Origin of the sequence: Curtobacterium sp. MCBD17_023 (assembly GCF_003224415.1) — a bacterium.
Taxonomy (GTDB): Bacteria; Actinomycetota; Actinomycetes; order Actinomycetales; family Microbacteriaceae; genus Curtobacterium.
The window spans coordinates 12,586-33,041 of sequence record NZ_QKLJ01000010.1; the positions used below are offsets into that span (position 1 = coordinate 12,586).

Annotated in this window: 16 protein-coding genes; 4 read left to right on the forward strand and 12 right to left on the reverse strand. The window is 71.2% G+C overall.

Annotated elements, in window-relative coordinates; all coding sequences use genetic code 11:
• The first annotated feature begins 27 nt into the window (after positions 1-27).
• From DEI84_RS11415 to glgB, 3 genes are all read left to right on the forward strand, one after another.
• The gene (locus tag DEI84_RS11415; RefSeq protein WP_258371767.1) at positions 28-2,100 is read left to right on the forward strand and encodes a glycogen-debranching protein; all 2,073 of its coding nucleotides are present in this window, start codon (positions 28-30) and stop codon (positions 2,098-2,100) included.
• Positions 2,101-2,184: 84 nt separating this feature from the next.
• The gene (locus DEI84_RS11420; protein WP_110890922.1) at positions 2,185-4,185 is read left to right on the forward strand and encodes an alpha-1,4-glucan--maltose-1-phosphate maltosyltransferase; all 2,001 of its coding nucleotides are present in this window, start codon (positions 2,185-2,187) and stop codon (positions 4,183-4,185) included.
• Positions 4,182-6,683: a 1,4-alpha-glucan branching protein GlgB gene (gene glgB / locus DEI84_RS11425; protein WP_258371768.1), complete on the forward strand. Its 2,502-nt coding sequence runs from the start codon at positions 4,182-4,184 to the stop codon at positions 6,681-6,683. The genes DEI84_RS11420 and glgB overlap by 4 nt, the downstream gene beginning before the upstream one ends.
• An 86-nt stretch (positions 6,684-6,769) precedes the next feature.
• Here the strand turns inward: glgB and DEI84_RS11430 are convergent, their stop codons facing one another.
• Both DEI84_RS11430 and DEI84_RS11435 read right to left on the reverse strand, forming a co-directional pair.
• On the reverse strand, positions 6,770-7,765 hold the full coding sequence (locus tag DEI84_RS11430; RefSeq protein ID WP_110825181.1) for a tetratricopeptide repeat protein: 996 nt from the start codon (positions 7,763-7,765) through the stop codon (positions 6,770-6,772).
• Positions 7,762-9,504 carry a hypothetical protein gene (locus DEI84_RS11435; protein WP_110825182.1) on the reverse strand — a complete coding sequence of 581 codons (1,743 nt, stop codon included), beginning with the start codon at positions 9,502-9,504 and terminating at the stop codon, positions 7,762-7,764. Before DEI84_RS11435 ends, DEI84_RS11430 begins: the two co-directional genes overlap by 4 nt.
• Positions 9,505-9,690: 186 nt before the next feature.
• Between DEI84_RS11435 and DEI84_RS11440 the strand changes: the two genes are divergently transcribed.
• Positions 9,691-11,556, forward strand: coding sequence for a hypothetical protein (locus tag DEI84_RS11440; RefSeq protein WP_181420431.1), 1,866 nt, complete (start codon positions 9,691-9,693; stop codon positions 11,554-11,556).
• Positions 11,557-11,585: 29 nt separating this feature from the next.
• Here DEI84_RS11440 and DEI84_RS11445 read toward each other — a convergent pair whose 3' ends face one another.
• The 10 genes from DEI84_RS11445 to DEI84_RS11490 form a co-directional block, all read right to left on the reverse strand.
• On the reverse strand, positions 11,586-12,365 hold the full coding sequence (locus DEI84_RS11445; protein WP_110890923.1) for an alpha/beta hydrolase: 780 nt from the start codon (positions 12,363-12,365) through the stop codon (positions 11,586-11,588).
• Positions 12,362-12,667, reverse strand: coding sequence for a hypothetical protein (locus DEI84_RS11450; RefSeq protein WP_181420432.1), 306 nt, complete (start codon positions 12,665-12,667; stop codon positions 12,362-12,364). Before DEI84_RS11450 ends, DEI84_RS11445 begins: the two co-directional genes overlap by 4 nt.
• A 12-nt stretch (positions 12,668-12,679) precedes the next feature.
• Entirely contained in the window at positions 12,680-13,663 is a 984-nt protein-coding gene (locus DEI84_RS11455; RefSeq protein ID WP_110825184.1) for a transglycosylase SLT domain-containing protein, read from the reverse strand.
• Between the two features lie 93 nt (positions 13,664-13,756).
• A complete protein-coding gene (locus DEI84_RS11460; protein WP_110825185.1) occupies positions 13,757-14,305 on the reverse strand; it encodes a DivIVA domain-containing protein in 549 nt (182 codons plus the stop codon).
• 81 nt (positions 14,306-14,386) lie between these two features.
• Positions 14,387-15,328 carry a phosphatidate cytidylyltransferase gene (locus DEI84_RS11465; RefSeq protein WP_110825186.1) on the reverse strand — a complete coding sequence of 314 codons (942 nt, stop codon included), beginning with the start codon at positions 15,326-15,328 and terminating at the stop codon, positions 14,387-14,389.
• Positions 15,329-15,378: 50 nt separating this feature from the next.
• Positions 15,379-15,933, reverse strand: a complete 555-nt coding sequence (gene frr / locus DEI84_RS11470; RefSeq protein WP_110825187.1) for a ribosome recycling factor — start codon at positions 15,931-15,933, stop codon at positions 15,379-15,381.
• A 54-nt stretch (positions 15,934-15,987) separates the two neighbouring features.
• Complete coding sequence (gene pyrH / locus DEI84_RS11475) at positions 15,988-16,707, reverse strand: UMP kinase (protein ID WP_110825188.1); 720 nt, start codon at positions 16,705-16,707, stop codon at positions 15,988-15,990.
• 106 nt (positions 16,708-16,813) lie between these two features.
• Positions 16,814-17,641, reverse strand: coding sequence for a translation elongation factor Ts (gene tsf / locus DEI84_RS11480; protein ID WP_110825189.1), 828 nt, complete (start codon positions 17,639-17,641; stop codon positions 16,814-16,816).
• A 90-nt stretch (positions 17,642-17,731) separates the two neighbouring features.
• Entirely contained in the window at positions 17,732-18,658 is a 927-nt protein-coding gene (gene rpsB / locus DEI84_RS11485) for a 30S ribosomal protein S2 (RefSeq protein ID WP_110825190.1), read from the reverse strand.
• Between the two features lie 286 nt (positions 18,659-18,944).
• A complete protein-coding gene (locus tag DEI84_RS11490; RefSeq protein ID WP_258371769.1) occupies positions 18,945-20,387 on the reverse strand; it encodes a sugar porter family MFS transporter in 1,443 nt (480 codons plus the stop codon).
• Positions 20,388-20,456 lie beyond the last annotated feature (69 nt).

Here is a 20,456-nt window from a genome sequence, read left to right on the forward strand (position 1 = left end):
TTTCTGGAGCGTTTTCAGGATACCCGGGTGTCCTCGTACCCTGGGGTCGTGTACCAGACGGCGATCGACACCATCCCGGGCTTCCGGCTCGACGACGGCGACCCGCGCTTCGCGCTCCGGTCGGCGACGGCGACGGCCGCGGCGGTGGTCGTCGACGGCCGCGGACGCTTCGACCTCACCCGGCAGGGCGACTCCGACCTGTGGACCGCGGCCACCCCCGGCGTCCGAGCGGGTGACGCGTACCACCTCCTCGTCGACGGGCCGACGGGGCCGCGGCACGGGTTCGACCCGGCGCTGCCGCTCCTCGACCCGTACGCGCGGGGCATCGTCCCCACCGGGCACGACCCGGTCGACGGCGCCGACACGGACGGCCGCCCCCGGTGGACGAGCGTCGTCGTGGACGGTGCGTTCGACTGGGGCGGTGTCGGCAAGCCCGAGGTGCCCCGCGACCGCGTGGTCGTCTACGAGGCGAACGTCCGCACCCTGACCGCGGCGAACCCCGCCGTGCCGGAGGACCTCCGCGGCACGTACGCGGGCGTCGCGCACGAGAGCACCATCGCGCACCTCCAGCGGATCGGCGTGACGACGCTCGAACTCCTCCCCGTGCAGGCGTTCGACACGGAACGCTGGCTCCGCGAGGCCGGGCGCGAGAACGCATGGGGCTACAACACGCTCGGGTTCTTCGCCCCGCACGCCGGGCACGCCTCGGCCGCAGCACGGGCAGCGGGTGCGGACGCGGTGCTCCGCGAGTTCAAGGGCATGGTGCGACTGCTCCACGAGGCCGGCATCCAGGTCGTGCTCGACGTCGTCTACAACCACACGGCGGAGGAGGGCCTCGGCGGCCCGACCACGTCGCTGCGCGGCATCGACGGCGCGAACCGCTACCGGTGGTCCGACACGGACACCTACTACGACACGACGGGCTGCGGCAACACGCTCGACACCTCGGTGGAGGCGACCGCCGACCTGGTCCTCGACAGCCTGCGCTACTGGGCGCGCGAGGTGCAGGTCGACGGGTTCCGCTTCGACCTGATGGCCGCGCTCGCCCGGGACGCCGACCACCGGTTCGACCCCGAGCACCCGCTGCTCGATCGCATCCGCAGCCACCCGGACCTGCAGGACACCCTCGTCATCGCCGAGCCGTGGGACGTCGGCCCGGATGGTTGGCGCACCGGGTCGTTCGGTGCCGGGACCCTCGAGTGGAACGACGGCTTCCGGGACACCGTCCGGAAGTTCTGGCTCGGGGACGTCGCCGACGAACGCCGGCACGGCTCACCCGACACCGGGATCGGCGGCCTCGCCGGCGCACTGACCGGGTCGCAGCACCTGTTCGGGAGCCGCGGGCCGCTCTCCGGCGTCAACTTCGTCACCGCCCACGACGGGTTCACCCTCCACGACCTGGTGTCGTACGACGCCAAGCACAACGCGGCGAACGGCGAGGACGGCCGCGACGGCTCGAACGACAACCGCTCGTTCAACCACGGCGTCGAGGGCCCGACGGCGGACCGCGGCGTCCGCGCTGCCCGTGGTCGGTCGATGCGGAACCTCATGGCGACCGTGCTGCTGTCCGCGGGCGTCCCGATGATCACCGCGGGCGACGAACGCAGCCGCACCCAGCACGGCAACAACAACGCGTACGTCGTCTCCGAGGACCTGACCCCGGTGGACTGGTCCGACGACGAGGACGCCGAGTCGATGACCGAGACGGTCGCGGCCCTCACCCGCCTCCGCGCCGCACACCCGGCGCTCCGTCCGTCACGCTTCGGCGTCCCCGGGCAGACCACGCCGTCGGCGTCCCGGATGACCTGGTACGGCCCGGACGGGCTGCCGATGACCGCCGAGGGCTGGGACCAGCCGATCCACCGCGCGCTGCGGTACTTCGTCGAGTCCACCCCGGAGCACGAGCCGTACGACCGCGTCCTCGTCGTCGTGCACGGCAGCGGCCGCACCCGCGACCTCACGCTGCCGTCCCGCGAGGACGTCTTCGCGTACCGGCTGGCGTGGTCGAGTGAGAAGCACCGGGACCACGAGCGGCACCGCCCCGCCGGCACCGTGTTCACGGCCTACGGACCGGGCATCCACGTCTTCGAGGTCGTCTGACGATCCGTCGCGCCGCAGCCGGTCCGCCGGGCCCGACACACCAAACGGGGAACACGGACGGCCCGGCCGGGTAGCGTCTGCTCCGTGGCCTCCGTAGACCGACCCCGGCGTCCGAAGATCGGGCGCATCCCGATCACCGAACTCGCCCCGACGACGCCGAACGGCTTCCCGGGCAAGGGCTTCGACGGGGAGGTGATCACGTTCGGCGCGACCGTCTTCCGAGAGGGACACGGTGTCATCGGCGCCGACCTCGTCCTCGTCCGGCCCGACGGCGCGACACGCACCGTCCCGCTGACCCTCGTCGCACCCGGGACCGACCGGTACGAAGCGACCGTGCAGGTCGAGGGCGTCGGCGTCTGGGAGTGGCACATCGAGTCCTACGCCGACGACTGGGCGAGCTGGGTGCACGGCGCACGGCTGAAGATCGCCGCCGGCGTCGACACCGACGCGACCCTGCTCGACGGCGCCGCGCTCCTCGAGCGACTCGCCGCCGAGACCGACTCGACCACGGCCGCCCGCGCAGCGGCCCGCCTGCAGGACGAGGACCTCGACCCGGCCGAGCGCCTCGCCGCCGTGGACGACCCCCGTGTCGTCGCCGAGCTCGCCGAGTCGCCGCTCACCTCGCTCCGGACGCGCTCCGCGACGCAGCTGCTCGACGTCGAGCGCACCCGCGCCGGAGTCGGTGCCTGGTACGAGTTCTTCCCCCGCAGCGAGGGCGCCAAGCGCAACCCGGACGGCTCGTGGAAGAGCGGTGACTTCCGCACCGCGGCACGTCGCCTGCCCGCCGTCGCCCGGATGGGCTTCGACGTCGTCTACCTGCCGCCGATCCACCCGATCGGCACGACGGCCCGCAAGGGACCGAACAACACCCTGACCGCCGGCCCCGACGACCCCGGCAGCCCCTGGGCCATCGGTGGCCCCGAGGGCGGCCACGACGCCATCCACCCCGACCTCGGCACCGAGGACGACTTCCGGGACTTCGTCGAGACGGCGAAGAACACCGGGATGGAGGTCGCGCTCGACTTCGCCCTGCAGTGCTCCCCCGACCACCCCTGGGTCACCGAGCACCCGGAGTGGTTCACGGTCCGCGCCGACGGGTCGATCGCCACGGCCGAGAACCCGCCGAAGCGCTACCAGGACATCTACCCCATCCAGTTCGACACCGACCCCGAGGGCCTGGTCGCCGAGGTCCTGCGGGTCCTGCGGCACTGGATCGCGTTCGGTGTCCGGATCTTCCGCGTCGACAACCCGCACACCAAGCCGCTCTGGTTCTGGGAGCGGGTCATCCGCGAGGTCCGCGACGAGCACCCCGACATCGTCTTCCTCGCCGAGGCGTTCACCCGCCCGGCGATGATGCGGGCGCTCGCCGAGACCGGGTTCCAGCAGTCGTACTCGTACTTCACGTGGCGGAACACGAAGGAGGAGATCGAGACCTACTTCGACGAGCTGTCCCACGAGACGAGCGCCTACCTGCGCCCGAACCTCTTCGTGAACACGCCGGACATCCTCACCGAGTTCCTGCAGTACGGCGGTCGCGCCGGGTACAAGGTGCGTGCCGCCCTCGCCGCCACCGGCGCCCCGACCTGGGGCATGTACTCCGGGTACGAGCTCTTCGAGGACGTCGCCCGGCCGGGTTCCGAGGAGAACATCGACAACGAGAAGTACGAGTACAAGCCGCGTGACTTCGCGCTCGCCGAGGCCGAGGGCGCGAGCCTGGCCCCGTACGTGACGATGCTCAACCGCCTCCGGTCGGCGCACCCCGCGCTCCGCCAGCTCCGGAACACGACGATCCACTCCGCCGAGGACGACGCGATCGTCGTGTACTCGAAGCACCTGCCCGGGCAGTACAACCGATCGGGCCGTGACGACACCGTCATCGTCGTGGCGAACGTCGACCCGCACTCCTCGCGGGAGACCACCGTGCACCTCGACCTCACCGCCCTCGGGCTCGAGCCCGGCACCCTGTTCGACGTCCGCGACGTCGTCACCGGTGCCCGCTGGACCTGGGGCTCCGCCAACTACGTGCGCCTGGATGCCTTCCAGGAGCCCGTGCACCTGCTCGTCGTGGAAGGACCGCACCGATGACCGACCCGAACACCACACCCGAGCAGAAGCCGTCCACGTCGGCCCCCGCGGCGGGCACGCCCGGCACCGGCCCCGGCCTGCCCCCGGTCCCGCCGCCGCCGCCCGCGCTCCCCCGTCGGTCGGAGCAGCCCCGGACCGAGCGCGTCGAGCCGAACACCTCGGCACCCGGCGAGGACCTGCCCGGCGCGCCCGCCGCGCAGCCCGAGTCGCCCTCCCGGGACGTCCCGGAGTCGGCGACGCTCACCGGCGGGCTGACCAGCGACGCGCCTGTCGCTCCGGAGGCGACCCCCGCCTCCCGGACGGAGGTCCCGCCGCAGACCACGACGGCGTCCGCGACGGCCACCGAGCCGGTCCCCGCACCGGTCGACGAGTGGATCCGCCAGCAGGTCGCCGAAGGCCGTTGGTCGCAGCCGCACGACGTCCTCGGCCCGCACCCGGTCGAGGGCGGGACGAGCGTCCGCGTCGTCCGCCACCTGGCCACGGCGGTCCGGATCGTCCGTCCGGACGGCGACGACGTCGAGCTCCGACACGAGGGCGAGGGCGTCTGGGCCGGTGCCACCACCGGCGAGCTCGGCCGCTACCGCGTCGAGGCGGACTACGAAGACGACGCCACCTGGACCACCGACGACGCGTACCGGTTCGCCCCGACGCTCGGCGAGCTCGACCTGCACCTGTTCGGCGAGGGCCGCGACGAGCAGCTCTGGCACCACCTCGGCGCACACGTGCAGATCGTCGACGACGTCGAGGGCGTCGCCTTCGCCGTCTGGGCGCCCCGCGCCACCGCCGTCCGTGTGATCGGCGACTTCGAGGGGTGGGAGGGCCGCACGACCGCGATGCGCCGTCTCAACGACCTCGGCGTCTGGGAACTGTTCTGGCCCGGCGCCCTCGAGGGCCAGCGGTACAAGTTCCAGATCCTCACCGACAGCGGTTGGGTGGAGCGGGCGGACCCGTTCGCCCGCCGCACCGAGGTCCCGCCGCTCACCGCGTCCGTCATCACGAGCGCCCACCACACCTGGTCCGAGGGCGACGACCGGTGGATGGCCGAGCGTGCCGCGTCGACGACCCACGACCGGCCGATGAGCATCTACGAGGTGCACCTCGGCTCGTGGCGCCCCGGCCTGAGCTACCGCGAGGTCGCGGACGACCTCATCGGGCACGTCCAGTACACCGGCTTCACCCACGTGGAGTTCCTGCCGCTCGCCGAGCACCCGTTCGGCGGCTCGTGGGGCTACCAGGTCACCGGGTACTACTCGCCGACCGCGCGCTTCGGCTCCCCCGACGACCTCCGCTACCTCATCGACCGGCTGCACTCGGCCGGCATCGGCGTCATCATGGACTGGGTCCCCGGGCACTTCCCGAAGGACGAGTGGGCGCTGGCGAAGTTCGACGGCTACGCACTGTTCGAGCACCCGGACCCCCGTCGCGGCGAGCAGCTCGACTGGGGCACCTACGTGTTCGACTTCGGGCAGCCGCAGGTGCGGAACTTCCTCGTCGCGAACGCGCTGTACTGGCTGGAGGAGTTCCACATCGACGGCCTCCGCGTCGACGCCGTGGCCTCGATGCTGTACCTCGACTACTCCCGCACCGAGTGGCTGCCGAACATCCACGGCGGCCGCGAGAACCTCGAGGCGATCACACTCCTGCAGGAGACGAACGCCACCGCGTACAAGCGCTACCCCGGCATCGTGATGATCGCCGAGGAGTCGACCTCGTGGCCCGGTGTCACGCAGCCGACGAGTGCGGGCGGGCTCGGGTTCGGCCAGAAGTGGAACATGGGCTGGATGCACGACACGCTCCAGTACGTCGAGCGCGACCCGGCGTACCGCTCCTACCACCACGACGAGATCACGTTCTCGTTCGTCTACGCGTTCAGCGAGCAGTTCACGCTGCCGATCAGCCACGACGAGGTCGTGCACGGCAAGGGCTCGCTCTACGGCAAGATGCCCGGCGACGAGTGGCAGAAGCTCGCGAACGTCCGTGCCTACCTGGCGTTCATGTGGGCGCACCCGGGCAAGCAGCTGCTGTTCATGGGACAGGAGTTCGCGCAGCCCAGCGAGTGGAGCGAGGCGAACGGTCTCGACTGGTGGCTCCTCGACGACCCGGGACACCGCGGTGTCCAGGACCTGGTCGCCGAGCTGAACCGTGTCTACAAGGACAACCCGGCGCTCTGGACGCACGACGCCACGCAGGACGGCTTCGAGTGGCTCGAGGGCGGCGACGCACCGCACTCCACGCTCGGCTTCCTCCGCAAGGCCGGTGACGAGCGCATCGCCGTGTTCGTCAACTTCTCCGGCGTCCCCGTCGAGCACCGCTTCGGTCTGCCGACCGCGGGGACGTGGAACGAGGTGCTGAACACCGACGCGTCGGCCTACGGCGGCTCCGGTGTCGGCAACCTCGGCGCCGTGCAGGCCGAGGACGTCCCGTGGGCCGGCCGGCCCGCCTCGGCGAACCTCGTGGTGCCGCCGCTCGGCGCGGTCTGGCTGCGCCTGGCGGAGTAGCGCACCGACGCGACGACGGACGGGAGGCCCGGTACCAGCTGGTACCGGGCCTCCCGTCCGTCGTGGGGCCGCTCCGCGGCGGCTGCTCAGTACAGCGCGTTGGCGAGCCGCCGTCGCGCCGCGACGACGCGCGGGTCCTCGGAGCCGATGAGCTCGAAGTACTCGACCAGACGGACCCGGAGTGCCTCGCGGTCCTCGCCGAAGACCGTGGGCACGAGGTCGAGCAGGCGTCCGAAGGCGTCCTCGACGTGCCCGCCGCTGATGTCGAGGTCGGCGACCGCGAGCTGTGCGGCGACGTCGCGCTGGTCGGCTCCCGCGGCGGCGCGGATCTCGTCCGCGGTCCGTCCGGACAGCCGGTCGAGGAGCGACACCTGCGCCAGCCCGGCGACGGCCATCTGGTCGTGCGGGTCCTGCAGGATCGCGGTCCGGTACTCCGCGATCGCGGCGGCGTAGTCCCCGCGCTCGATCGCGTCGTACGCGGCCTGGTGGTGCGGGGGCAGCGGCTCGGGCTCCGGCTCACCCTGCTCGGCGCCCTCGGGCACGTCCGCAGCGCCGTCGACCTGCACGCGGCCCGCGACGCCGTTCTGCTCCGCGGCCTGGAGCACCTGCTCGAAGACGTCGCGGACCTCGGCCTCCGGCAGTGCACCGACGAACAGCCCGAGCGGACGTCCACCGATGACCGCGGCCACCGTGGGGATCGACTGCGCCTGGAAGGCCTGCACGAGCTGCGGGTTCGTGTCGGCATCGACCTTGGCGAGCACGAGACGGCCGGCGTACTCCTCGGTCAGACGCTCCAGCACCGGGGAGAGCTGCTTGCACGGCCCGCACCACTCGGCCCAGATGTCCACGATGACCGGGACGACCGTCGACAGCTGCACGACGTCCTGGAAGCTCTGGTCCGTGACGTCCATGACCAGCGACGGGACGCTCAGGACGCCGTCGGGCTGTCCCGCACCGGTCGGCGCGGGCGTACCGGCACCGGTGGTCGCGGGGGCGGTCTGCGGCCGCTGTGCGCGGTCGACGAGGGACGAGAGGTCGACCGCTCCGCGCAGGCTGGACGGGGTCGGGGGGACGTTGGTCATTGCACCTCACTAGCTGCGATCAGGCCCTGGGTGAACCCGAGGAGTTCTATCTTGTCGTCCGAGCCCACCGGGGGCACGGAGAAGAGCAGCTGGACGCCGTACGTCGCCCGCACGCCCTTCGTGCTCGAGTCGACGCCCGACAGCGCCTTCACGGCGCCCTCGGTGTTGACCTTCGCCCCGGTGGCCGTCGGCGTGACCTCCTCGACCTCGTCGAGGTCCACGGAGACGAGCGCACCCGCGGTGTTCGTGGCGAGTGCCAGCGGGGTGTCGTCCGGGATCTCCGAGGAGAACGCGATCTCGGCCGTGTCGTCCAGCGACTTCGCCTTCTCGTCCTTGTAGGACTTGCCGATCCGGGTGCGGAGGTCGTCGCCGTCACCCGCGAACAGGTCCGCGGAGGGGCTCTCGGCGTCCTTGGACAGGATGTCCGCGTAGGCCGCCGCCACCTCGTCCGGAGCGAGCGCGAGGAGCTTCGAGTCCGGGGCGAGCTGCGCGGCACCGATCGCGGTTGGGGCGAGCGAGGGCAGCTGCGCGTCCGCCTCGAGCGAGACGGCGTACTCCACCTTGTAGTCGGAACGGGCGTCCTGCTGCACGAGCGTCAACGCCTGCGGGGCGGTCTGCTCGTCGGAGCAGTCCGCGGCGACGACTGCGAAGACCGTCCGCGGCCAGGAGTCCGTCTGCTGCGGGAGCGCCACGCAGACGTCGTCCGCCGCGATCGCCGGCAGCGGCTTCGCCTCTGCATCGGCGTCCCGGATCGCGTAGTTGGCCTTCCGGAGCTCCAGGGCCGGTCCGGCGAACCGGGTACCGGCGAGGTCGGCGTCCTTGTCCGCGTCCGCCTGCTCGGCGACGTCGGCGACGCGGGAGACGATCCGCGAGATCTGCTGCTTCGTGGCGGCCGTGGCCGGGGCAGGTGCGGCACCGCCGGTCGCCGTGGCGGTCGGTGTGGGCGTCGCGCCCGCGTCGCCGCCCTGGGGCCAGTACTCGGATGAACAACCGCTCAGCACGAGCGCACCGGCGACGAGCACCGGCACGGCCACGAAGGACCGACGACCGCGTCGGCTCCGTGCCGGGACCTGTGCCCCGGCAGCGGCGGCACGACGGGAGGCACGGACACGCGGCGGTCGTCCGCCCCCGCTCCGACGACGCGGACCACGGGACCGACGCTGGTGCAGGAACGCCCAGACCAGCAGGACGACCCCACCGAGGACGAACAACCCGCCGACGGTCAGGAGCGGACCGACGGACGGTGTCGCGGTGTCGCGGGGCCACGTGACGGAGACGTCCGACGGGGCCGGCGCCGACCCGTCGGAGGCGACCACGAGGGACACGTCCGCGGGCAGCCGCACGGTGAACTGCCGGGCGTCGTCGTACTCCTGGTACCAGAGGTCGCTGCCCCGCGGGTCCGGTACCTCCGTCGCGGTCCCGGTGGTGCGCGCCGTGAGCTTGCCCGCTGCGGCGTCGTAGCGCAGGGTCGTGTGTGCGGCATCGCCGACCCAGGCGTCGACGTCCGACGTCCTGCCGTAGGCCGCGAACACCTTCCCCGTGCCGGAGACGCTGATTCGCTGGTAGCCGGGGTTGGCGTTGAGCACGCTCCCCGGGATCACGGTCACCGGGGCGGACGTCGTACCGCTGGTCGCGGCGACGATCGAGGACGGGGGCGCGAACACCGTGCGCTGCCCGACGCCGAGACCGACGAGGAGCACCCCGATGACGAAACTGACGATCGCCAGGACGAACCGCACGGACTCTCTCCCTCCGCGCCGGGGTGGGGTGGACGGCGCGCGAAACAACGGTCCAGGGTACCCAGGACAGCTGTGAGGCGCATCCCCCGGGCCTGGTCCACGCCTCCAGGGGCCGACCTGGACGCACCACTACACTCGGGGTCCGGACCGCACGGGGTGGTCCGGGACGACCGCAGGGAGCGACGCGTGGCGAACGACGAGGCAGAGTTCGGGACCGAACTGCGGGGGTACCGCAAGGACGAGGTCGACCGTGCTCTGAACGACCTCCGCCGCGAGCTCATCAAGTCGAACACCGACCGGGCCGAGGCGGCGAAGGAGATCCGCCTGCTGCAGTCCCGCGTCTCCGACCTGCAGGGCGAACTGGACGAGGCTGGCACGCCGACGTACAGCGGCCTCGGTACCCGCCTGGAGTCGACGCTCCGCGTGGCCGAGGAACAGTCGACGCGGCTCATCAGCCAGGCCGACATCGACGCCCAGCGGCTCCGTGCCACCAGCCGGACCGAAGCGGAGCGCGTCCTGCGCGAAGCACGCGACGAGGCGCACGACACGCTCGAGGACGCGCGGACCCGGGCGACGAACGAGCTCTCCCGCGCCCGGGCCGAGTCGGCCGACACGGTGGAGCGGGCGCGTGCCGAAGCCGGGATCCTCGTGCAGGACGCCCGGAACGAGGCCGCCGCCGTCCGCGGGGCCGCCGTGACCGAAGCAGCCGAGGTGCGGTCGGTCGCGATCCGCGAGACGAACGCGCTCCGCGCCCAGGTCGAGCACGAGGTCGCCGAACTCCGTGAGGTCGCGCAGCGGGAGTCGGCAGCCGCCCGCCGTGCCGCCGCCGACCTCGAGCGCGAGACGGAGCACCGTCGCAGCGTCTTCGAAGCCGACCAGACCCGCCGACTCGAGGACCTCGACCGCGAGGAGAGCACCCGCCGCGAAGCCCTCGACCGCACCCTCACCGAGGCGCGCACGGCCTGGGAGCGCGAACACGGCGCAGCCCGACAGGCCCTGGACCTCGAGGTCGAGAGCGCGCGCGCGGAGCTCGCCGCCGAGGTCGACCGCCGCCGCGCTGAACTCGCAGCCGAGGTCGACGACCGCCGCCGACAGCTCGACGAGGACCTCGCCGCCGCCCGGGCCACGTGGGAACGCGAACTCGCCGGGGCGCGGACCGCGCTCGAGCAGGAGATCGAGGCCGCGCACGCGCAGCTCCGTGTCGACACCGAGCAGACCGCCGCCGAGAACGCCCGCCGCGTCCAGGAGACCACGGAACGGATCGAGCGCGAGACGGCCGACCACCTCGACCGCATCCAGCGGGAGCGCGAGGCCGCCGAAGCCGCAGCGGAGCGGGCTGCACGGGAGCACGAGAACGAACTCGCCGCACGGCGGGAGCGCGAGCACGCCGAGGTCGACACCGAGATCGCCGATCGACGGAGCGCCGAGCTCGACGCCCTGTTCGCCGAGCGGACCGCCCTGCGACAGGAGATCGACACGGCACGCGCCGCCCTCGCGCAGGAGCGCGACGAAGCCCGGGCGACCGTCGAACGCGAACGGGAGGACGCTCGGGCCGCCCTCGAGACGGAGTTGGCCGCTCGACGGGACGACGCCGAGCAGGAGTACCTGGAACGCCACCGCGCCACCGTGACCGAGACGCAGAAGTACCTCGACGAGGCGAACCTGCAGCTCGCCGACGCGACGCGTCGCGCCGCCGCCGCCCGGGAGATCGCCGACCGCCTCGAGCGAGAGGCCGCCGACGTCGCACGACAGCAGGAGTCCGACGCCCGGGAACGAGCCGCGGACCTGGTCCGGGACGCCCAGGAACGTGCGCACCGACTCGTGGCCGACGCCGAGGAGCGGACGGCGCTCCTGCTGGCCGAGGCCGAGGACCGTCTCGGCGCCATCCGCACCGAGCGGGAGGCCGTGGCCGGCTACCTGGAGAACCTGCGGGGCGTGCTCACGCACGCGGCAGGCGTCATCGAGGAGCAGGGCGCCGCTCGTCCCGCCACGGTCGGCGCGGACGACGCGGACCAGGCCCGGCTCGAGACGGACGGCGACGCGGCGCACTGACCGGTCGCCCGGGGTCGGCGCTGGTCGGGCTAGGCCTGCGTCGGCCAGTGCGTGGGCAGCGGAGCGCTACCCGGCACGACGAGGTCCGCGACGGCGTCGAGGACGACCCGCACGTACTTCTCCCCCACCCACAGGTGCTTCGCGCCGGCGACGGGCACGACCCGGACGTCCGGTGCGACGGCGAACCGGCGGACCGCATCGTCCGGCACGAGGAAGTCGTCGTGCTCGGGGACGAGGGCGACCAGCGGCACGCCCACGCCCGACCACCGGGCGAGCTCCTCGTCGGTGGTCCGGTGCAGCGGTGGCGACAGCAGGACGACCCCGGCGACGTTCCCGGCCCCGACGTGTTCGAGCGCGTGCTTCAGGATGACCTCCGTCCCGAAGGACCACCCGACGAGCCACGGCGCCGGCAGGCCCCGCGTGATGACCTCGTCGACGGCGGCCCGGAGGTCGAAGCCCTCGGACACCCCGTCGCCGAAGACACCCTCGGACGTCCCGCGCGGTGAGGTGACGGAGCGGAAGTTGAACCGCAGGACGGCCAGGTCGGCCAGCGCGGGGAGCCGGGCCGCGGCCTTCTTCAGGACGTGCGAGTCCATGAAGCCCTGCGCGGTGGGCAGCGGGTGCAGCGTGACGAGTGTCCCCCGTGCCGGTCGGTCCAGCGGCTCGGCCAACTCCCCCACCAGCGTCAGGTGGTCGTCGGTGACGAGCTCCACGTCCGTCCGCCGAGCAGGCAGCACGGTGCCGGAACGGATCTCCTCGCCGGGCGCGACCGGCTCGCGGGCGTGTCCCTCGGGGTGTCCGGTCGTCATGCGATGCTCCAGCAGTGGTGGTGCCAATGACGGCGCGCAGCGAGGTCGGCGGCGTCGCCGAGCACCCCGTCCGCACGCCACACCACGACGTGCGCGATCCCGGGTTCGATCGTCAGGCCGCAGCCCGGGCAGAGGTACTCCTTCTGCGCCGATGCTGCCGAGATCGGTTGCACCGACCACTCGCGGCCACGACGGACTTCGGTCCGGCGCCAACCGCCCGTCAGTCGCTCGAGTCCGGCCCCCTCAGGGACGTCATCGTGGCCACGACCACGCGGGCGACGCGGCCGGTTGCTCCGCGGCACCGCGATCGCCGATCAGTACCAGTTGTACGAGACGCTGTGCGCCCAGGCGCCGCAGGGCGTGCCGTAGACACCGGTGATGTAGTTGAGTCCCCAGGTGATCTGCGTGGCGGGGTTCGTCTGCCAGTCGGCACCGGCGGAGGCCATCTTGCTGCCCGGGAGGGACTGCGGGATGCCGTACGCACCGCTCGGGTTGTAGGCGTTCACCCGCCAGCCGGATTCCTTGTTCCAGAGCGAGACCAGGCAGCTGTACTGGTCGTTGCCCCACCCGCGGGCGGCGACCATCTGCTGCGCGATCGCCTGGGCGCTACCAGGGTCCGGCGTCGCTGCGGTGGCGGCCAGGGGCGTGCTCGCGGCGGGCTGCGCTGCGGTGGCGTCGTCCTCGGTCGACGCGGTGTCGCTCGACGCACTGTCGGTCCCCGCGGGCGTGGCGGTCGGAGTCGGCGTGGGAGTCGGCTTCGGCGCGGGCTTGACGACGTCGAACCCGTCGCGGGCCGCGTCGAAGTCCCCGTACGTGCCGTGCGCCGAGAACTGCTGGGGCGTGGAGATCGGAGCCGGGGCGAGCACGGGCGCGGCCGTGGCGGCGTCGGTCTGCATCGGGTTGAACAGCGATCCACCGACGAAGGCCGACACGGCGAGGAACGACATCGCCGGGATCGTCGAACGCTGCCGCACGAACCCGTTGAAGGACCGCGGGGTCGACGGCTTCGACGGCGCGACGGACCGCGCGCGGGACCGGCGGACGATCCGGGCGGCGGGAGCGGTCACGACAGCTGCGGCGCGCGTGGCCTCGGCGTCGGAGACGCGGTTCGCTGCGACGGACACCGGCGCGATGACGGGAGCGACGGGCTGCTCCTGCTGGGCCGGGGTGGGACGGACGACCGAGGTCTCCGCCGTGCGCGTTCGGTTCTTCGCCGCTCGTCGCTCGCTGACGATCGCGTGATCGTGCAGCTCGCGGTTCGCGCGGTCGGATCGAGTGTCTGCCGTGTGCCTGCCCATGAGTCCAACCAGGATAACGGAACGATCACGGAAAGCGAAGCACCTGGGGACGGCGATTCGGCAGGCGCCGATGCGGCCCGCTGCGCCGGTCCCTCAGCGCACGGCGAGCATGACCTCGACGACGGCGTCGAGGAGGGCGTCGACCTGGGCTTCGCGGTACCCGCCGTGCTTCGGACGGAACACGATCGACCGGACCTCGGTCAGGCTCAGCGGCTTGCCGTCCTTGAAGTAGCCGTGCAGCCGGCGCGAGAACGCGTCGACGTCCTTCGGGTGGTAGCCGGTCGTCAGGACGCTCACGCGCTGGAACCGCTGCCCGTCGGGTCGGCCGAGTCGTGCGACCACGTCGGACGCCTTGCTCCGAGCCTCCGCGTACCAGGCCTTCTGGCCCACGTCGGCGATCTCCCGCTCACGCTCACGTGCGGCGAACGCGTCCTCGAGACGCTCCAGCGCGGCGTCGACGTGTTGCGTCGAGTAGCCGCCCTTCTTCATCGAGAAGGCGGTCGCGCGGATCTTCGCCGCCTCGATCCCGGGGGCGCTGTCGTTCGCGGTGTAGGCACGCCGAGCGTCCTCGAGGAAACGCTCGACCTCGTCGGCGTCGTAGCCGAGGACCGAGCGGGGGGCAGTCGGGAACGTCGAAGGCACGGCGCCATTGTGCCAGGCCTGTGTCGGAGCACTTCCTGGACGCGCGGGGACAGCGTGCGCGGAGCCCCGTCCGGGGTGTGGTCAGCGCACGATGACGAGGTACATCAGGTACGCGATGGCCGCCGACGGCAGGATGCTGTCGATCCGGTCGAGCAGCCCGCCGTGGCCCGGCAGGAACGATGAGATGTCCTTGATCCCGAGGTCGCGCTTGATCATCGACTCGGTGAGGTCCCCGAGCGTGGCCGATCCGGAGATGAGCACCCCGAGGATGATCCCGGTCCACCAGGGCAGTCCGAGCATCAGCCACGTGACGAGGATGCCGACGAGGATGCTCGCCGCGACCGATCCCCCGAAGCCCTCCCACGTCTTCTTCGGGCTGATGCGCGGCGCCATCGGGTGCTTGCCGAGGTTGATGCCCGTCGCGTACGCCCCGGTGTCCACCGCGACGACCACGAGGATGAACGCGATCACCCAGCGTTCGCCGTGGTCCTGCGCGGACAGGAGCACCACGCAGGCACCGAGCAGCGTCACGTACGCCTGGACGAACAACCCGTTCGTGAGGTCGCGGACGACGTTCTGCGCCGACGGCTTCGTGCGGGCGAAGGCGACCTCCACGAGGCGCCACACCGAGATGACGACGACGCCGCCGAGCAGCGTCGACAGCGCCCAGTCCTGCCCGCCGAGGAAGGCGGCCGGGACGGTCGCGACCGCGACCGCGACGCTCGGGATCCTCGGGACGTCACGACCCGCGAACCGCATCGCGCTCGCGAGCTCGTAGACGCCGACGCCGAGCAGGAACGCGGCGACGAGCATGAACACCGGTTTGAAGACCAGGAGCGACGCGAGCATGACCACCGCGAACGCGAGTGCGATCGCGATCGCCGCCGGCAGGTTCCGCCCGGTGCGGGCGGTCAGTGCTTCGTTGCGCACACCGAACTCGGCACGACGTTGCCGGATCTGCGCCTCGAAGTCGCTCCGGGCCGCCCTCGCCCGCGCGTCGAAGTCCTGTCGGAACCCCGTCATGCGGCGGTCATCTGATGTGGGGCGGTCGTCGCCCTGGTCCGGACGGCGCATCAGACCTCGAGGAGTTCGGCTTCCTTCTTCTTCAGCGCCTCGTCGATCTGGTCGACGTGCTTCTTCGTCAGCGCGTCGAGCTCCTTGTCGCTGCGGGCGATGTCGTCGTCGGACACCTCGCCCTTCAGCGCGTCGAGGTCGTCCTTGGCCTTGCGGCGGATGTTGCGGAGGACGACCTTGTGGTCCTCGCCCTTCCCCTTGACGATCTTCACGAACTCCTTGCGGCGCTCGGCCGAGAGCTCGGGGATCGTCACGCGGACGATCTCGCCGTCGTTCGTCGGGCTGGCCCCGAGGTTCGGGAAGGTCGCGATCGCACGCTCGATCTCCTTGAGCGCCGACTTGTCGTACGGCGTCACGATGAGGGTGCGGGCCTCCGGCGTCTGGAGGGACGCGAGCTGCGCGAGCGGGGTCGGCGAACCGTAGTACTCGACCGGGATCTTCTGGAAGAGCGCGGCGTTGATGCGGCCGGTGCGGACGGTGGCGAAGTCGTCCCTCGCGACGTCGACGGCCTTCGCCATCTTCTCGGTCGCCTCGGTCATGACGTCACTGATCACGGTGGTTCTCCTTCGGTACGGGTCGAGTCTAGTCAGTCGGCGGTCGGGACCCGGTCAGTTGCTGACGACGGTCCCGATGCGCTCGCCCTGGATCGCGGCGCGGACGTTGCCCTCGCCCTCCATGCCGAACACGTGCATCGGCATGCCGTTGTCCATGCAGAGCGAGAACGCGGTGGCGTCGACGACCTTGAGCCCCTTGAGGAGTGCGTCCTGGTAGGTGACGTGGTGCAGCTTCTCGGCGGTCGGGTCCTTCTTCGGGTCGGCGGAGTACACGCCGTCGACGCCGTTCTTGGCGACGAGCACCTCGTCCGCACCGATCTCGAGCGCACGCTGCGCGGCGACGGTGTCGGTCGAGAAGTAGGGCAGGCCGGCGCCCGCACCGAAGATGACGACGCGGCCCTTCTCGAGGTGCCGCTCGGCGCGACGCGGGATGTACTGCTCGGCGACCTGGGTCATGCTGATCGCCGACTGCACACGGGTGGCGGCCCCGGCCTGCTCGAGGAAGTCCTGGAGGGCGAGGGCGTTCATGACGGTACCGAGCATGCCCATGTAGTCCGCACGGCCCCGGTCCATGCCGCGCTGCGACAGCTCGGCACCGCGGAAGAAGTTCCCCCCACCGACGACCACGGCCACCTCGACCTCGCGAGCGGCGTTCGCGATCTCCTTCGCGATGGAGCTGATCACGTCGGGGTTCACGCCCAGGGAACCGGCGCCGAACGCCTCTCCCGAGAGCTTCAGCAGGACCCGTCGGCGTCCGGTCTTCTCGTCGGTCATGTGTCAAGCACCCTTCGTCGTGGTCTCGTGGAAATGTACTCGGTGCGCCGGGGCGCACGACAACGGGGCCAGGAACCGGTTGGTTCCTGGCCCCGTCATGGGTTCGTTACGCGCCGACCTTGACGCGGGCGAAGCCCTGGATCGTGATGCCGGCGTTCTCGGCGGCCTTCGCGACGGAGATCTTGTTGTCCTTCGCGTAGTCCTGGTCGAGGAGCGAGATGCCCTTGATGAAGGCGTTGACGCGACCCTCGACGATCTTCGGGAGGGCGGCCTCGGGCTTGCCCTCCTCGCGCGTGATCGCCTCGACGGTGGCGCGCTCCTTCTCGATCGCGTCGGCCGGCACCTCGTCGCGCGTGAGGTACGACGGGTTCGCGAACGCGACGTGCTGCGCGATGGAACGGGCCTCGGCGGCGTTGTCACCCTCGTAGGCGACGACGACGGCGATCTGCGGCGGCAGGTCCTGGCTCGTCTTGTGCAGGTAGATCTCGAAGGCCGAGCCCTCGACACGGCGGACCGTGCGGACCTCGAGCTTCTCGCCGAGCGCCGCGGCGCTCTCGTTGACGACCTCGAGGACGGTCTTGCCGTCGAGCGGGGCCGCGTTCGCCGAGGCGACGTCGGTGGCACCGGCAGCGGCGACCGCACCGAGCACCTTGTCGGCGAGGGTCGTGAACTTCTCGTTCTTCGCGACGAAGTCGGTCTCGCTGGCGAGCTCGACGACGGTGGCGGCACCGTTGTCGGCCGATGCGACGACGACACCTTCCGAGGTCGCACGGTCGTCGCGCTTGGCGACGGCCTTCGCGCCCTTGATGCGGAGCAGTTCGACGGCCTTGTCGTAGTCGCCGTCAGCCTCGACGAGGGCGTTCTTGGCGTCCATCATGCCGGCGCCGAGGTCCTCGCGGAGCTTCTTCACGTCAGCAGCGGTGAAGTTTGCCATTGCCTGGAGTCCTTTCTGGACTGTGCGTGTGTGGAGAGTGGGGAGCGGAGCAGGGGCGCCGGACCGGTGACGGTCCGGCGCCCCGGGTGCTCACTCGGCGGGGGTGGTCTCCGCAGCGGCGGCGGCCTCGGCCGTCGGCTCGGCGTTCTTGTCGGCGTCGGCGATCGGCTCGCCGATCTCCTTCGCGGCGACCTGGGCGTCAGCGTCGTTCTCGGCGACGGTCGCACCCTCGGGGGCGGCGTCGGCGGCCGGCGTCGCGCTGTCGCCACCGAGGAGCTCCTGCTCCCACTCGGCGAGCGGCTCGGCGGCCGCGTCGTCGTCGCCACCGTTGTGGCGGGTCTTCAGACCCTCGGCCGCGGCGTCGGCGACGATGCGGGTGAGGAGGCCGACGGAGCGGATCGCGTCGTCGTTGCCCGGGATCGGGTAGGTGATCTCGTCCGGGTCGCAGTTGGTGTCGAGGATGCCGATGATCGGGATCCCGAGCTTCTGCGCCTCGTCGACGGCGAGGTGCTCCTTCTTGGTGTCGACGATCCAGAGCGCGCTCGGGGTCCGCGTGAGGTTGCGGATACCACCGAGGGTCTTGTGGAGCTTGTCCAGCTCGCGCTTCTTGATGAGGAGCTCCTTCTTGGTGAAGCCCTTCGTCGTGTCGTCGAAGTCGATCTCCTCGAGCTCCTTCATGCGCGCGAGGCGCTTGGAGACCGTCTGGAAGTTCGTGAGCAGACCGCCGAGCCAACGCTGGTTGACGTACGGCTGGCCGACGCGGGTCGCCTGCTCGGCGATGGAGCCCTGCGCCTGCTTCTTGGTGCCCACGAAGAGGATCGTGCCACCGTGCGCGACCGTCTCCTTGACGAAGTCGTACGCACGGTCGATGAAGGCCAACGACTGCTGCAGGTCGATGATGTGGATGCCCGAGCGCTCGGCGAGGATGAAGCGCTTCACCTTCGGGTTCCACCGACGGGTCTGGTGTCCGAAGTGGACGCCGCTGTCGAGCAGCTGGCGGATGGTGACGACGGCCATGCCGTCCCTCCTTGTTCTCGGCGCACGGGACGGAGCCCGTGCACACGGTTGCGGTTGTGTCGGTCACGACCGGTGGTCGTGGCCCCTGGTGCCCAGCCCCGTGACCGCCCGCTCGTGAGAGCAGGACCGATGGCCGCGGGACGTGCCGGAGGCCGGCACTGGTGGACACGCGAAGTCAGCGCGACCAGCGCGCTGCTGGATAGATGCTAACAGAGGAAGGAGGCCCGGATCACGCGACCCGGCAGGGTCACGCGATCCGGGCCTCCCGGCTGGGTGGGCGGCAGCGTCAGGCCTTGGCGCTGACCGTGTCGCCCTCGGCCGAGATGCCCATCTCCTCGAGGGAGCGGCCCTTGGTCTCGGGGATCTTCGCGATGACGAAGAACAGCGACAGCAGCGCGAAGAGCGCGTAGATGCCGTAGGTGACCGTCAGGTTGAAACCGGACAGCACCGGGAACGAGATCGTGACGATGAAGTTCGCGATCCAGTTCGCCGCCGAGCCGATGCCGAGCGCGGTGGCGCGGATGCGGTTCGGGAACATCTCGCCGAGCAGCACCCACATGAGCGGGCCCCAGGTCGCACCGAAGGAGACGACGAACAGGTTGGCGAAGACGAGGGCGATGACACCCCAGGCGCCGGGCAGCGAAGGCTCACCGTCGACGATGCGGGCCTGCGAGAACGCGATGGCGACCATCGTCAGCGAGACGAACATGCCCGCGGAGCCCGCGACGAGCAGCGGCTTCCGGCCGACCTTGTCGACGAGGAAGATCGCGATGAACGTGACCAGGACGTTCACGACCGACGTGATGGTCGAGATGAGGAACGAGTCGCTCTCCTTGAAGCCGACGGCCTGCCACAGCGTCGTCGAGTAGTAGAAGATCACGTTGATGCCGACGAACTGCTGCAGGACGGCGAGGATGATGCCGACCCAGACGATGGGCTGCAAGCCGAAGCGGTTGCCGCGGATCGAGCCCTTCTTCTCGTTCGCTTCCTTCTGGATGCCGTCCTGGATCTCCTCCAGGCTCGTGTTCACGGTGTCACGGGGCACGATCTTGCCCATGACCTCACGCGCGTCGTCCTTCCGGCCCTTGGTGAGCAGGTACCGGGGCGACTCCGGCAGCGTGATCGCGAGGATGCCGTAGACGATCGACGGGACGACACCGACCAGGAACATCCAGCGCCAAGCCGGCAGGCCGAAGACGTCCGCCGACGCGCTGCCCGCCGTGACCGCGAAGAACTGGTCGGAGAGCAGGGCGGCGAAGATGCCGAGCGTGATCGCGAGCTGCTGGAAGGACGCGAGGCGCCCGCGGATCGCCTTCGGGGAGACCTCGGAGATGTACGCGGGTGCGATGACCGATGCGGTGCCGATGCCGAGTCCGCCGACGAGGCGCCAGATGACGAAGTCCCACGTGGCGAAGGCGAACCCCGACCCGATCGAGGACACGAAGAACAGCACCGCGGCCCAGAACATGATCCGGGTACGACCGAACCGGTCCGCGAGGCGTCCCGCGAAGTACGCGCCGAACGCACACCCGATGAGCGCGGAGGCGACCGCGAACCCGCTGGCGCCGTCGGAGAGGTCGAACTCCCCCTTGATCGCGTCGACCGCCCCGTTGATGACGGACGAGTCGAAGCCGAAGAGGAAGCCACCGACCGCCGCCGCGACGGCGAACAGCGTGACCTTCCCCTTGAACGCACGGTCCTCGCCGTGCTCGTTGGTCCTGGTCGACACGATGCTCCTGGGTTCCCGCCGCCGTGCCGGGTGGTGCACGGTGCCCCGGCGGTCGGCTGGATCGCCGTC